Origin of the sequence: Curtanaerobium respiraculi (assembly GCF_024609215.1) — a bacterium.
Lineage (GTDB): Bacteria > Actinomycetota > Coriobacteriia > Coriobacteriales > Eggerthellaceae > Curtanaerobium > Curtanaerobium respiraculi.
On the sequence record NZ_JANIPD030000001.1, the window covers coordinates 299,781 to 314,540 of the forward strand.

Genomic DNA, 14,760 nt, shown 5'->3' on the forward strand with positions numbered 1-14,760 from the left:
AGCCCGCCTATGCGCTGGCGGCGTTCGCCTCCACGGTGCCGAGCACCGATATGATGTTCCTGCGCGAGATGGCACCGACCATCTTGCCGTCGCGCACGACCGGCAGCTTCTTGATGCGCCGCTCGGCAAGCATCCTGAAGGCCTCCTCGGGATCGCTTGCAGCATCGATGGCGGTCACGCGTTTCGTGGCGATATCCATCACATCCAGATCGAACAGGCTGGCCAAGCGATCCTGCATCGATTCGGAGTCGCCCACCGTGAAGAAGCCCATGCCGTCGTTGGTGCGGATCTCCTGGCGCCCCAGATACTTCATCACGTCGCCGTCGGACACGAATCCGATGGGCGCTCCGGACCCATCGACGATCGTGATGCCGCTCGTCTCGGTCTGACGCATGAGGTCGATCGCATCGCGCACGGTGGCGCCGGCGGCGAGGTGCGCGCTGGCAGTGTTCATCAAGTCGCTCACCGTCCAGGCGCGCTCCACGCCCGGCGCGCCCTGCGCCGCAGGCGCGCCTGCGGCTTTGACGGCCGGGTTTCGGACGAACACAACGATGCCCGCAACGACGACCATCAGCATCGAGAACATCCCGACGAATGCCAGATGCTCCCCTGCGAACGTGGTTGCCAGAGCATCGGCACCCTCGGGGGCGACCACCGCCGCCAAGCCGGTCAAACTGACGATGGTTGCCGTACCGAAACTGGCGCCCACCTGGTTGGTGGTGTTGCCCAGCGGGGTGGAATGCTGGATCATCTTGTTGTCGAGCGAATTCACCCCCCAGGTGTTCAAGGGCGTCACCAGGAACTGGATGCCGATATCCATCATGGTGAAGACCAAGCACACCTCCAAGAAGCTCGTGTCCATGCCGTACGTGGTCAGGAAGAAGCCCGCGACCCCCAGCACCGCGGCGCCGGGGACGACCAGCTTGCGCACGCCGAACCTGTCGAACAACCGCCCCGCGAGCAGGCCGCACACCGCGCCGATGACGGCGCCCGGGAGCATGATGAGGCCCGACGTGGTCGCGTTGCCTCCCAGCACTTGCTGCACGTAGATGGGGATAACGACCTCGCCGCCGACCAAGGCCGCCTGCAGCAGCGCGATGAGGATGACCGCCGTGCGATACTCGCGGATCTTCAGCACCTCCACCCGAAGCATCGGCACCTCGAGTCGCGTTTGGCGCCATGTGAACAGTCCGATGAGCACCGCACCCGCCGCGATCAGGGCAATGGTGACGGCGATATCGTCAACGGCGCTGAACGTGGAGAGCCCGTACAGCAGCCCGGTCATGCCGCACGCCATGAGCAGCACCGAGGGCACGTCGAAGGGCGCCTGCTCGAATTCACCGCTATTTTCAAGCGAGACGAGGGCGAACACGACCACGGCCGCGGCGAGGACGGCGACGATGATGAACAGCGCGCGCCACCCCACGGTATCGACCAACATGCCGGAGAGGGAGGGGCCGATGGCCGGGGCGAAGCTGATGATGAGGCCCACGATCCCCATGGCGCTGCCGCGCTTCTCGCGCGGGAACGCAAGCAGGATGAGGGTGAACACCATGGGCATGACGACACCCGTGGCCATCGCCTGCATCACGCGGCCCGCAAGCAGGGAGGGGAACGACGGGGCGAGCGCTGCCACCAAACTGCCCAGCCCGAACCATGAGATGCCGCCGACGAATAGCTTGCGCGTGCTGAAACGCCCGACGAAGAAGGCGTTCAGGGGTATGATGACGGCCTCAACCATGGAATAACCGCTTGTGAGCCACTGCACGGTGGTGGCATCGATGTGCAAATCGCCCATGATGGTTGGCAGCGCCGGCGAGAGCAGCGTCATATTCAGCACCGCCAGCAACGTGCCTGCCAGCAGCACGATCACCATCATCTTCTGTTTTCCTTCAAGGCCCATGTCCGCCTCCAAAAAAGGAGGCAAGCAGGGAAACCCTGCTTGCCTCGACGCGTTCGGCTGTTACATCCGAGCGGACATGGTAGCAAGTGCCGAGAGGGGCGCGTAAGCGATGTTGCCGAACGTTCATATTCGCCATTTTTCCCGCACAAAAGCCCCACGACCTCGCGATTCGCACCGGTATGCGCTACCATGGCGCCATCGGACCCAGCGAGAAAGGCTTGCCCATGGCACTGAATATCGTTTGCCTCGACCTGGAAGGCGTGCTCATTCCCGAGATTTGGATCGCCTTCGCCGAAGCCAGCGGCATCCCCCAGCTGGCGCGCACCACGCGCGACGAACCCGACTACGGCAAATTGATGGATTGGCGCCTCGACCTGCTACGGGAACATAACCTGGGGCTGCATGAGATACAGGAGACCATCGCGGCCATCGACCCGCTTCCGGGCGCCCGGGAGTTTTTGGACAAGCTGCGCGAAACCACTCAGGCCGTCATATTGAGCGATACCTTCGACCAGTTCGCGCAACCCCTCATGCGCAAGCTCGGCTGGCCGACGCTGCTGTGCAACACGCTCGAGGTCTCCCCCGACGGAAGCATCGCCGGCTACCGGCTGCGATGCGAGAACACCAAGCTCACCACGGTGCGGGCGTTGCAGAGCTGCGGCTTCGACACCATCGCCTTGGGCGATAGCTTCAACGACCTCGGCATGATCCGCGCCAGCAAAGAGGGATTCCTATTCCGCAGCACCCCGGCCATCAAAGCGGACAACCCCGACCTGCGCGCTTTCGACGAATACGACGATCTGCTGGCAGCCATACGCGGCGCGTTGTAGCGTGGAGACGAGGCCCTATGAAGTGCCCCTACTGCGGTCTGGCGAACCCGGCGAGCGCCCGCACGTGCAAGCGCTGCGGGACGCCTTTGGCGAGCGCGGCCCGCACAGGCAGCGGTAAGCTCCCCGTCTACCGGCCCGTGCGCGCCGAGTTGGGAGGCGTCAACCCGGTGAACGTGCACGATGCGGCGCGGGCGAAGCCGGGCGAGGGCATCCCCCAGACGCATTCAACCCGGCTCAATCCGGTGCACCTCCACCACGGCACGCAGCCAAAAAAGCATCGCTGGTACTCCCGCACGTTCATGATCGCGCTGGCGGCCATCCTGATCGTGAGCATGGGAGCGGGGTCGTGGGCGTTCGTCGCCCATTCGCGCGCCATGGCGGAGCAGGAGGCGGCGTATAAGACGGCCCACCAGCTCCACACCGTGGACGTGGCGCTCGATGTGCCCGATTACGTGCAGGGCTCCAGCTCGGCAATCCCCATCCGCATCTCCGGCACGGATATCGACGGGGAGCAGGTCGAGCAGCTGGAGCTGATGACGGCGAACAAGCATCGCGTCGATTTGCTGCAAGGCTCCTACACCTTCACCCCCGCGGGGTCCCCCGCAACCCGGGGCGGCACCATCTACCTTGTGCCCGCCCCCCAGGCGGTGAGCATCGAGGCGGACGGGGCGCTCATCGACGGAAACCACGTCGTCGGCCCCGCCTTCTCCTACATCCCCATACCCTCCGACCAGGTGACCGATGCCCAGGTAATCGCCGTGCGGGCGTGGATGGCGGACGATGCGGCCATGAACGATGCGACGGTGCAAAGCTTCATCAACGCCATCACCTCCGCCCGCGCAGAGGCGCAGGATAAGGTAAGCGCAAGCGAATCCGAGATCGAGACCAGCTCGTTCAGCTTCACGATCCCTTCGTACTGGCAGGGCAAGGTGGACACGAAGGTCGCAGCGAACGACTACGGCCTTTCGGCGGCGACCATGTACCTGAGGGGCACGAATTATAAGCTGGCATGGGTCGAAACGGTGCCTGCGAACGTGCAGCGCGCCGCAGAAAACGGATCGGATCATCTGATCGTCAGCATCGAGGGACCTGGATATCGCGTTGAGGCGTGGTCGACGAACTGGGCCCGCGAGGCGGCCATCGACAAGACGGCAAACGTAAGCTCCTACGATACATCCCTGCTCTACCAGCTGGTCCGGCTTTCCACCGGCAACACGATGACCTACAGCCAGGCTATCGCCCGCGGAGCAGATGACGTCGGCACGCCCGACGCCGAATTCCTCGCCGAGGAGCTCGTCCCCTCGCTTGCCGCCATCTAGGCGCTTCCGGCTCGCCGCTACCCTTTTCCGTGGCAATGCGCTAGAATTCGTCGGACACGAGCAGAGGAGGCCAGAGGGAGATGCTGTTGGTTCGCACGGACGCCACCAAGGCGATCGGCGCGGGGCACGTCATGCGCTGCACGGCAATCGCCCAAGAGGCGCAAGCGCGCGGTATCCGGGTGCTGTTCCTGGTTTCGAATGATGAGTCCGCCCACGCGGTACGCGCCCAGGGGTTCGATGTCGAGCTCATCGGAGGGGATCCGTCCCTGTTCCTGCGCGTCGACGCGATGAACGTCGCGCGGGTTGCGAAGGAGCAGCGTGCCGACGCCATCCTCATCGATTCCTACGCCGTGACCAACGGTTTTTTCAACCAGCTGCATGAGGCGCTTCCCGGACCGGGCACGAAGGTCGCCTACGTGGATGATGCCTTCACGTTCAAGGAGGGGTTTTCCGAAACCCCCGCTCCGATCGAAGCCGATGTCGTGATCAACTACGGTTTCGGATTCACGCTGGGCGCCTACGAGGAGATCTACCGCGGCTCCGACACGCGGCTGTGCATCGGGCCCGCATACGCCCCGGTGCGCCACAGCTTCCCGGAAGTGCACCCCGTTCACCGCGACCAGGTGGAGGACGTGCTGATCACCTGCGGCATGGCGAACCCGCGCGGGATCGAGGAAAAGCTGGTCCGGCAATGCGAGCATGCCTGCCCAACTGCGCGCATCACCGTCATCGTAGGGGGCAATTCGCCCTTCGAGGCGCCGGAGGACTTCCATGTCGAAGTGAGGCGGAACGTGGAAAGCCTCGCCCCGTACATCCAGCAAGCCGACATCGCGCTTTCCGCATCGGGACTCACGCTGTACGAGCTCGCGGCGTCGGGGCTTCCGACCGTCGCCATCCCCACCGCCAGCAACCAAACGGGGCATGCCCTGGGGTTTCAGAACCTGGGCCTGGGCCCCCGGGTGCCCGTCCACCCCATCGATTTTGGTGCCCTGGGGGAGGCGCTGCTCGAGCTGGCCGCATCGAAGGAGCTGCGCGAGAGCTATTCCGCCCGTATGAGAAGCGTCGTCGACGGCAAGGGCGCCGGACGCATCCTCGATAAGCTGCTCGCCTCGGCTGAATAGCGCAAACCGCATCGCCCACAACTGAGTTTCGCGGTACCATGGCGAACATGGAACAGCACACGGCAACATCCGACAAGAGGCAGCGGACCATCGTGCGCGCAAGCGCGGTGGGCGTGGGCGGCAATATCCTCCTCACCGTCATGAAGGCGATCGTCGGCATCCTTTCGAATTCCATAGCGATCACGGTAGACGCCGTCAACAACCTCACCGACGCCGCCGCCTCGCTGGTCACCATGCTCGGGGCGAAGCTCGCAAACCGCCAAGCCGACAAAGGCCACCCCATGGGCCACGGGCGCTACGAGTACCTCTCGGCGCTCGTCGTCGCCATGCTCATCGTCTACGCGGGCATCACCGCGCTCGTTGAATCGGGCCGCAAGATACTCGAACCTGTCCAGCCCGACTATTCCGCCCTCGCGCTCGGCGTGATCGCGCTGAGCATCGTTATAAAGATCTTCCTCGCCTGGTACATGGTCAAGCGCGGGAAGGAGACCGATTCGCAAGCATTGGTGGGTTCGGGAATCGACGCGCGCTACGACGTGGTCATATCGCTTTCCGTCCTAGCGGCGGCGCTGGTCTACCTTGCATCCGGAATCAGCCTGGAGGCCTACGTCGGCATCGCCATCGCGCTCATCATCGCGAAGGCGGGCTTCGATATGATCCGCGAGACCATCGACAACATCCTCGGGCATCGCGTCGACCGCAAGCTCGCCCAGAGCATCAAGCGCACGGTGGAATCCGACCCCGACGTGCGCGGCGCCTACGACCTGCTCGTCGATAATTACGGCCCGGAGCTGCTGATCGCCCAAATCCATGTGGAAGTGGATGACACGATGACCGCCGCGCAGATCGACGATATGACGCGTCGCCTTCAAACGGCGGTGATGCGCGAGCACGACGTCGTGCTCGCGACGGTGGGAATCTACGATTACGACACCCAAGACCCGGAGATCGCCGCGATGCGGGAGGCGATCACCGAGGTGGTGCTTGCGCACGAGGGGGTGCTGCAACTCCACGGATTCCATGCGAGCATGGACGCCAAGATCGTGCTGTTCGACCTCATCGTGGACTTCGGCATCAAGGATCGCCGGCCCATCTACAACCACATCGTCAACGACGTGAAGAAGCTGTACCCCGATTTCGCCGTCGTGGTCACGCTCGACCGCGACCTTTCCGACTAGCCGCTCGCGCAGAGCGGCCCCCCGCGGTGAATCGCCGCCGGCAGCTAGGGCTTGAAAAAATTACCGTATCCGAGCATGCCCCTACACCATGTCATGGACGGCATACTGCGGATCGTCCTTCCAGAATTCGACCTGCTTCGACGCAAGCGTCGCCGGAACGTCGATGATGCGTTGGTTGCTGCTTCCCCTGAAACGCAGGCCGATGCTTTTCAGCTCCTGCACGAAGGGGCCGTCCACCAGCACGTCGATATGTTCTAACAGGGCATCGGTGTCTTCCGTATGACGGCTTCCGAAGAGGAGGTCCTCGATGGTGTCGCCCGTGTACACCCAAACGTCTTTCCCGGGGCATTCCCGCCTCACGCGCGCCAGAAGCGGCGCCAAGCCCTTCTGGTTCGCCGGCTCCATCGGCTCGCCCCCCAGAATCGTGAGGCCTTGGACGTACCCGGGCTTCAGGCTTTCAATGACGGCGTCCGCCGCATCCGAGGTGAATTTCTCGCCGAACGCAAACGACCATGTCTCCGGCTGGAAGCACCCTTCGCAACGATGCGTGCAGCCCGAGACGAACAGCGTGGTGCGGACGCCCGGCCCGTTGGCGATATCGCAATACTTGATGTTCCCGTAATTCATTATTGTTCCGCCGTTCTGTCGAACGGCGGGCCGCTCGACGTTGCGAGGCAATCAGGTTAAGCCGGCGGAACCCTTTCCCGAACCTCGGCGCTGGCAGAGCCAACGTGAGATCCGTGGCGGGCCTTCGGCACTCGCCGGAATTGCCTCTTGCCGATTCCCCTAGACGAACCCAGGGCGTTTGCTTTTTCCAACGATGCGCGAAAGGCGGAGAGCCGGAGTGGGCGCCTCGGACCTTCGCAGCATCGCCGTTCCCATCGTTGCCGAAACGGCGGGAACGTTTGATCGACGATGCGCGAAAAACAAGGGGGATAGGACAGGCACCCCAGCACCTCGCAGCGTCGAGGTGAACGTCGTTCGTTAGAACGACGCTATAGGTGCAGCACGCGATCCTTAATCTCCTCCGTGCGGCCCTGGTTCCAGAACTGAGTGCCGATGTACCCGCACGTGCGGCGTGCGACGTTCATCTTGCTCTGGTCACGGTTGCCGCAGTTCGGGCACTCCCACACCAGCTTGTTGTCCTCTTCCACGATTTGGATCTCGCCATCGTAGCCGCATTCCTGGCAGTAATCGCTCTTGGTGTTCAGCTCGGCGTACATGATGTTGTCGTAGATGTACTTCAGCACGCTCATGACGGCTTCCAGGTTGTCCTTCATGTCGGGCACCTCGATGTAGCTGATGGCACCGCCCGGGGAAAGCTTCTGGAAGGCGCTCTCGAACCGCAGCTTCTGGAAGGCGTCGATCTCCTCCGACACGTGAACATGGTAGCTGTTGGTGATGTAGCCCTTGTCGGTGATGCCCTCGATCACGCCGAAGCGGCGCTGCAGGTTCTTGGCGAACTTGTACGTGGTGCTTTCGAGCGGCGTGCCGTACAGACTGAAGTCGATGTTGTGCTCGGACTTCCAATCGGCGCACTTGTCGTTCATATGCTGCATGACGCGCAGGGCGAACGGCGTCGCCTCGGGGTCGGTATGGCTCTTGCCCGTCATGTACTTGGTGCACTCATACAGGCCGGCGTACCCCAGGCTGATGGTGCTGTAGCCGCCGAACAGCAGAGGGTCGATCTTCTCGCCCTTGTCGAGGCGGGCCAGGGCGCCGTACTGCCATAGGATGGGGGCGGCGTCGCTCGTGGTGCCCTTCAGGCGGTTGTGGCGGCACATGAGGGCCTTGTGGCACAGTTCCAGACGCTGGTCGAATATCTCCCAGAACTTATCGTAGTCGCCGCCGCTGGAGAGCGCGACATCCACCAGATTGATCGTGACGACGCCCTGGTTGAAGCGGCCGTAGTACTTCGGTTTGGAGGGATCGTAATTCTTGGCCCGGGCGATGTTGCCGTAGCCGTTGCCGCTGCGGTCGGGGGTGAGGAACGAACGGCAGCCCATGCAGGTGTAGGTGTCGCCCTCGCCTTCCTTCTCGCCCTTCGACAGCTTGTACTCCTTCATCTTCTTCTCGGAGATGTAGTCGGGCACCATGCGCTTGGCCGTGCATTTGGCGGCGATCTGCGTGAGGTAGTAGTACGGCTGGCCCTCTTCGATGTTGTCCGGCTCGAGCACGTAGATGAGCTTCGGGAACGCGGGGGTGATCCACACGCCCTTCTCGTTCTTCACGCCCTCGTGGCGCTGGCGCAGCATCTCCTCGACGCACATGGCCAGATCGTGCTTCTCCTGCTCGTCCTTCGCCTCGTTCAGGTACATGAACACGGTGATGAAGGGGGCCTGGCCGTTGGTGGTCATGAGGGTGACCACCTGGTACTGGATGGTCTGCACGCCGCGGCGGATCTCATCGCGCACGCGCTCTTCCACGACCTTGTCCAGGGCGGAGGCCGACGGCTCGACGCCCAGCTCGTTCATCTCGCTGATGACGGTGCGGCGGATCTTCTGGCGGCTGATGTCCACGAACGGGGCCAGATGCGCGAGCGAGATGCTCTGCCCGCCGTACTGGCAGCTGGCAACCTGCGCGATGATCTGCGTGGCGATGTTGCAGGCCGTGCTGAAGCTATGGGGCTTCTCGATCATGGTGCCGCTGATGACGGTGCCGTTCTGCAGCATGTCCTCCAGGTTCACCAAATCGCAGTTGTGCATGCGCTGCGCATAGTAATCCGAGTCGTGGAAGTGGATGATCCCCTGCTCATGGGCTTCCCACACGTCCGCCGGGAGCAGCATGCGCTTCGCGAGGTCCTTCGATACCTCTCCCGCCATGTAGTCGCGCTGGACGGAGACCACCGTGGGATTCTTGTTGGAGTTCTCCTGCTTCACTTCCTCGTTGTTGCAATCGATGAGCGAGAGGATCTTGTCATCGGTGGTGTTGCTGGTGCGCTTAAGGCCCTGCACATAGCGGTAGATGATGTACTTGCGTGCGACCTCGAAGGCGCCCTGGGCCATGATCTGGTCTTCGACCATGTCCTGGATCTCCTCGACGGCGGGCGCATGCCCGCATGCCTCGCACTCGACCGTCACGTTGTTGGCAGCCGTGAGGATCTGGTTCTGCGACAGGCGGTTCTCGGGCGCGACCTCGTTGTTGGCTTTGGCGATGGCGTTGACGATCTTCGTGACGTCGAAGACCACTTCGCTGCCGTTCCTTTTGATGACCTTCATGACTGCTCCTTTGCATTCGCGAACAGAGACGATGAGCGAATCTTGCGGAGGGCGAAGGCCCTCCCCGGTTGAATGTTTCCTACTATGCCCCGAAAAATATTGGGAACAAGCCTTGACTTCTTGAAATAGTATGTTTCCCCATATGGCAATAAACCGCTAGATACTGGTCTTCACTAAACAATCAAATACTATATATTGTGGTTGTCTGTGGAGAACCTGGGGAAAACAGGGGCAGAATCCCCGGTGAGCGGCGCACGATGGGGGAATCCCCGTAGCGGCATGGCGGGCAGTTAAAGGTTCTGTAACGCCTTGGGTCCGGAGGGGTCGCAGACGTATAATTAGGTTTCGTGAAAACGGGAATGAAAAGGACACGCGAACGTGCAGCTTAAACGCCGCCGGCACAACGAGGACGGTCCAGCGCAGCAAGGGGGCTACGTCCCCTTGGGGGACGATCCGCGCATGCAGAAGGAGCAGTTCCGCCAGTACAACTCCGCCGACCCGGAACCCGATACCCGCAGCGCCCGCCTGCGCAGTCGCCTTCTGGGCTTGAAGCGCAACTCGTCGAAGCCGCGGAAGAAGAGCGCCCTCACCAAGGCTATCGAAGCGTGGACGGCACGCCTGCTCGGCGCGGCGCGGGCGGACGGGTCGTTCGCGGCGCAGGAGGCGGAGTACGAGAGCAATCGCACGTCGCAGGACTATCTGTGGAACACGACGGGGCTCGCCACCTGGGGAATGGTGTTCCCCCTGCTCACCATCATCGTCACCCAGCTGGTGGGCGTCGAACGCGCGGGCATGTTCTCATTCGCGTTCGTGGTCGCCAACCTGCTGATGATCCTCGCGAACTACGGTGCCCGCACGTACCAGGTGTCCGACCGCGACGAGGCGCACGCATTTTCCGATTACCAGATCAATCGATGGCTCACCGTCATACTGATGCTGGTCGTGGGCTATCTCTTCTGCACATTCCACGGGTACGCCGGGGAGATGTTCACGATGACGATGTGGCTGTTCGTCTACCGCGCGGTGGACGGATTGGCCGACTGCTACGAGGGCCGCCTGCAGCAGGTTGACAAGCTCTATCTGGCCGGCATCAGCCAGACGATCCGAAGCGCGCTGGCATTCCTCGTCTTCTCATTCTTCCTGCTGGTCACTCGCGACCTGGGCATCGCCTCCATCGCCATGGGCGTCGTGGCGGCGCTCACCTTCGCTTTCATCACGCTTCCGCTCACGCTGCTCGAGACCCCCCAGAGCGCGCGCTTCTCGCTCGCCAGCGTGGGGCGCATCTTCGCGGCATGCTTCCCCGCCTTCGTCGCCCTGTTCCTCTACGCGGTCATCGACAACATGCCGAAGTTCATGATGGAAAGCGTGCTCAGCTACGACAACCAGCTGTACTTCAACGCGCTGTACTTCCCCGCCCAGGCAATTCTGCTGATCGTGGGGTTCTGCTATAAGCCCATGCTCACGCGAATGGCGGACGCATGGAACGACCTTGGGCGGCGGCGCAGGTTCGATTTGCTTATCTTCGTCGCGCTGCTGGCGGTCGCAGGCATCACGCTGGCGGTCCTGTTCCTGATGGCGACCATCGGTCTGCCTATCATGAGCTTCCTTTACGGCATCGACTTCGAGCAGTTCAGGCACATCAGCTATCTGATGGTGATCGCGGGCGGCATCACGGGCGGCATCGATTTCCTATACCAGGTCTTCACCGTCATGCGCCGCCAGTGGGCCGTCACGAAACTGTACGTGATCACGGTGGCGTTCGCGCTGGCCATCTGCTACATGCTCATCCATGTGAGCGAGTTGCGCGGCGCGGTGATGAGCTATCTGATCACCATGGCGATCCTGCTGGTGCTTTTGGTGCTGGAATACATCCGCATCCGCGTCGAATACAAACGCCATCCGGAGGACGACCCCACGCTGAAGGCGGCGAAGGCACGTGCGGCTGCCCAGCAGGAGCGCCCCGATGATCCGCAGAGCGCAGGCGAAGCCCCCGCTCCATCCGACGAAAACGCCCATGCGGACGCCCCGCCCGCGCGGGTTGCGCGCGATGCGGGAAACCGGGCAGCATCGAACGTCCGGAGTGTCGAGCGAGAGGCCGCAGGCAGAACGCCAACCACTTCGACACGTAACCCGCGCGATACGGCGGAAGCGCCGGAGGGCGCGCCTTCGGCGAGAGTGCAAGCCATGCGGAGGGTCCCCATCGCGTATTCCCAGCAACCGGCCCGCGAAGAGACGGCGCCTAGCGAGCCCGAGGGCGCTTCGCACCCGCCCGCGGCCCCCGCATCGGAGCGGCCTCCGCTGGAGTTCACCCCGCGGGAGATAGCCCGTCAGGAGCGCATTGTCCGCGAGGGCGGCGAGCCCGACCCGCGCTACCGGGCCTGGCGCGCCCTGCAACAGCGCAGGCAAAACCGCGAGCAGGGGAAATAGCCGATAGCAGCGGAGCGGCGCTGAATGCGATCCCCGGCGCCGGACCCCGGGCGGATCCTCGCAAGGGAGATCGTCGCCATGCAAAGGCCGGAATGGCGCGAAAGCCCGCCGACGTTTTTCGTCGGATTCCCCCGCTTGCTGCCGTGGGGCATTTTCGGGATGAATGCAGTCCGACAAGCAGTACAGTATGATTTCCAAACACAGACCGGCCGCCAGGTGCAGAACGACGGTTGAGTGCCGTTCAACCTACGGCCATCCAACACGCATGGAGCTTCGTATGCAAGGATTAGAGCCTTCCCTTCCGAAACCTTTATTCGATATGCATTGCCACTTGGGATTCGCGCCCGATGCGGCAGCCATAGCCCAAGAGGTCGCCGCACGTGGCGAGGGCATGCTCAGCTGCGGAGTCGACCCATCGCGCTTCGCCGGGGAGGAGGTGCGCTACGGATCGAGATCGTCCGTATCCCCTTCTTCCGTCCGCGTCGGCTTGGGCTTGCACCCCTGGTGGGTCGAGAGGGTCGGTGCGGAGGGGCTTGGGGCTTTTCTCGACCTTTTGCCCGAAGCGCGGTTCGTAGGGGAAATCGGGATCGACCGTGGTGCACGACACGGCGGGAATGTCTCCGAACAGGCGGAGGCGTTCACCCGCATTTGCCGCGCGCTGACAGCACATCCCGGCAAGGTCGTGTCCATCCATGCGGTGAGGAGCGTCGATGTGGTGATAGACACCCTGGAAGCGACCGGAGCTTTGCACGGCAACGTTTGCATCCTCCATTGGTTCTCAGGTACTTCCCAACAGCTGACACGCGCCGTAAGGGCGGGATGCCATATCTCGCTCGGAATGTTTTCCCTCTCCACGAAGCGGGGCAAGGCATACGCACGCCAAGTCCCTGCAGGCAAGCTTCTTCTTGAAACCGATTACCCGCCCGAGCAAGGGGAGCCCCTTGGATATGAGGGAATGCACGCGCCCTTGCAGCGCGCCGCCGAACAGCTTGCCGAGGCCTGCGGGCGAGACGCCCTCGAAGCGGCTTGCGCCGAAAGCAAACGGTTGCTGGGACTGTAACCCAAGCGAACGGCTGCCGAAGCCTTCTCCGATGCTGCGTCAAAGCGCTTCTCGGAAATATTCCTCGAAAAACTGAGCGGAATTTGGACTTAGGAGTCATTCCTATGAAAAAACAAGACGATATCTGCGTTTCCGGGAAGCATGCAGAGAGGTTTGCATTTTCTTTTCCTCCCCGAACTGGGATTTCTTGGACGACCGTTTAGGATTTTTGCGCTTGGAAGCGCAATGAAAGTCTTCGTTGGCTCCTAAGTCCAAATTCCGCTCAGTTTTTCGTCTTTTTTCTCCGAGAATGCATCTGCAGCCCGCTAACTGCAACCAACCGATTGGGGAACGGGAATCTGTTGCATCGAGATTCCCGATTCCGCTTCCTCCACCTTTTTCATGACAAAGGTCTCCGGGACTTTTGTCACTGCTGCTTCGCGCAGGGGACGAGGTTGAAGGCCCGCGAGTCAAAGGCCGTTGACCTGCGTTAACCGTCCTCATTCGTTCGCACCCCTTTGCCCTATAGCTCAAAAAGAGCCGCTCCGGAGAGCGGCTCTTGCGAAAGCATTCCGTTCCCGGAATTTACTTCAGGGTGACGGCAGCGCCGGCGGCCTCGAGCTTTTCCTTCAGCTCTTCGGCCTGGTCCTTCGGCAGGGCCTCCTTGATGGCCTTCGGAGCGCTCTCGACGAGTTCCTTCGCTTCCTTCAGGCCCAGAGCGGTGATCTCGCGAACGACCTTGATGACGGCGATCTTGTTGTCGCCGAAGCCCTCGAGCACGACGTCGAAGTCGGTCTTCTCCTCGGCAGCGCCGCCCTCGGCAGGAGCAGCGACGGCGACGGCAGCAGGAGCGGCCGCGGACACGCCGAAGGTGTCCTCGATCATGGTAACGAGTTCGGATGCCTCGAGCAGGGACATCTCCTTCAGGGCTTCGATGATTTCTTCTTTGGTGACAGCCATGGTGGCTTCCTTTCATGTGGTGGACCTTGCGGCCCGATTCTTCAAACTCATGCGGCTTTCACGCCGCGTGCAGCACATCTACGCTGCGGGCTTTTGCTCGGCCACCTGGCTGATGGCGCGCGCAAGACCGCTGGGCACACCGTTGATGGTAACCGCAAGGCCGCGGGCGACACCGGCGATGGCACCGGCAATCTGGCCAAGCAGCTGCTCGCGAGAGGGAAGGGAAGCGATTGCTTCGACTTCTTCCGCGGAATAGGCCTTGCCGTCCATCAAGCCGCCCATGATAACGAGCTTGTCGTTACCCTTGGCGAAGTCTTTGATGGCTTTGGCGGCAGCGGCAGCATCGGTCTCGGCGAATACGAAGGCGTTGGGACCTGCCAGGATGTCATCCATCTCGGGCAGCTCCATCTCCTTCAGGGCGAGCTTCATGAGCGTGTTCTTGTACACGACCATGTGTGCGCCCGCTTCGCGGACGTCTCGGCGGAGCTGTTGGGTCTCTTTCACGGTAAGTCCGCGATAGTCGACAATCCAGACAGCGCTGATGCCGTCGAGCTCTTCCTTGATCTTGGCGAGAGTCTCTCTGTTCTGTGCGTTGGGCATGTGACACCTCCTTTGCTGCAAAACTCGGGTTCCGCGCCGTAGCGGGAATCGCGGCTTGCGAAGAAGAAACGACCCCCTGCTGCGAGACAGCAGGGGGTCGACACGCGCAGGTTGCGGTATGCAAACCACCTCGGCAGGCCGCTTTCGCGATTAAACCTTGCGGTG

The 14,760-nt window shown here is 62.3% G+C and carries 11 protein-coding genes; 6 read left to right on the forward strand and 5 right to left on the reverse strand.

Annotation, left to right across the window (positions count from 1 at the left end):
- Positions 1-7 precede the first annotated feature (7 nt).
- A complete protein-coding gene (locus NOV21_RS01370) occupies positions 8-1,879 on the reverse strand; it encodes an MDR family MFS transporter (protein ID WP_283171748.1) in 1,872 nt (623 codons plus the stop codon).
- 248 nt (positions 1,880-2,127) lie between these two features.
- Here NOV21_RS01370 and thrH point away from each other — a divergent pair, with 248 nt between their 5' ends.
- The 4 genes from thrH (at position 2,128) to NOV21_RS01390 (ending at position 6,351) form a co-directional block, all read left to right on the forward strand.
- Entirely contained in the window at positions 2,128-2,733 is a 606-nt protein-coding gene (thrH, locus tag NOV21_RS01375; protein WP_283169853.1) for a bifunctional phosphoserine phosphatase/homoserine phosphotransferase ThrH, read from the forward strand.
- A 17-nt stretch (positions 2,734-2,750) separates the two neighbouring features.
- Positions 2,751-4,052: a zinc ribbon domain-containing protein gene (locus tag NOV21_RS01380; protein ID WP_283169854.1), complete on the forward strand. Its 1,302-nt coding sequence runs from the start codon at positions 2,751-2,753 to the stop codon at positions 4,050-4,052.
- 80 nt (positions 4,053-4,132) lie between these two features.
- Positions 4,133-5,173, forward strand: coding sequence for a PseG/SpsG family protein (locus NOV21_RS01385; protein WP_283169855.1), 1,041 nt, complete (start codon positions 4,133-4,135; stop codon positions 5,171-5,173).
- A gap of 47 nt (positions 5,174-5,220) precedes the next feature.
- Entirely contained in the window at positions 5,221-6,351 is a 1,131-nt protein-coding gene (locus NOV21_RS01390) for a cation diffusion facilitator family transporter (RefSeq protein WP_283171749.1), read from the forward strand.
- 81 nt (positions 6,352-6,432) lie between these two features.
- On the opposite strand, the gene nrdG is transcribed toward NOV21_RS01390, so the two are convergent.
- On the reverse strand, positions 6,433-6,978 hold the full coding sequence (nrdG, locus tag NOV21_RS01395) for an anaerobic ribonucleoside-triphosphate reductase activating protein (RefSeq protein ID WP_283169857.1): 546 nt from the start codon (positions 6,976-6,978) through the stop codon (positions 6,433-6,435).
- Positions 6,979-7,346: 368 nt separating this feature from the next.
- Positions 7,347-9,569 carry an anaerobic ribonucleoside-triphosphate reductase gene (gene nrdD / locus NOV21_RS01400; RefSeq protein ID WP_283169858.1) on the reverse strand — a complete coding sequence of 741 codons (2,223 nt, stop codon included), beginning with the start codon at positions 9,567-9,569 and terminating at the stop codon, positions 7,347-7,349.
- 378 nt (positions 9,570-9,947) lie between these two features.
- Between nrdD and NOV21_RS01405 the strand changes: the two genes are divergently transcribed.
- Positions 9,948-11,996, forward strand: coding sequence for a lipopolysaccharide biosynthesis protein (locus NOV21_RS01405; RefSeq protein ID WP_283169859.1), 2,049 nt, complete (start codon positions 9,948-9,950; stop codon positions 11,994-11,996).
- Between the two features lie 277 nt (positions 11,997-12,273).
- Positions 12,274-13,056 carry a TatD family hydrolase gene (locus NOV21_RS01410; protein ID WP_283169860.1) on the forward strand — a complete coding sequence of 261 codons (783 nt, stop codon included), beginning with the start codon at positions 12,274-12,276 and terminating at the stop codon, positions 13,054-13,056.
- A 564-nt stretch (positions 13,057-13,620) separates the two neighbouring features.
- On the opposite strand, the gene rplL is transcribed toward NOV21_RS01410, so the two are convergent.
- Together rplL and rplJ are read right to left on the reverse strand one after the other, a co-directional pair.
- Positions 13,621-13,995, reverse strand: coding sequence for a 50S ribosomal protein L7/L12 (gene rplL / locus NOV21_RS01415; RefSeq protein WP_283169861.1), 375 nt, complete (start codon positions 13,993-13,995; stop codon positions 13,621-13,623).
- Between the two features lie 78 nt (positions 13,996-14,073).
- Positions 14,074-14,595, reverse strand: coding sequence for a 50S ribosomal protein L10 (gene rplJ / locus NOV21_RS01420; RefSeq protein ID WP_283169862.1), 522 nt, complete (start codon positions 14,593-14,595; stop codon positions 14,074-14,076).
- Positions 14,596-14,760: the final 165 nt, after the last annotated feature.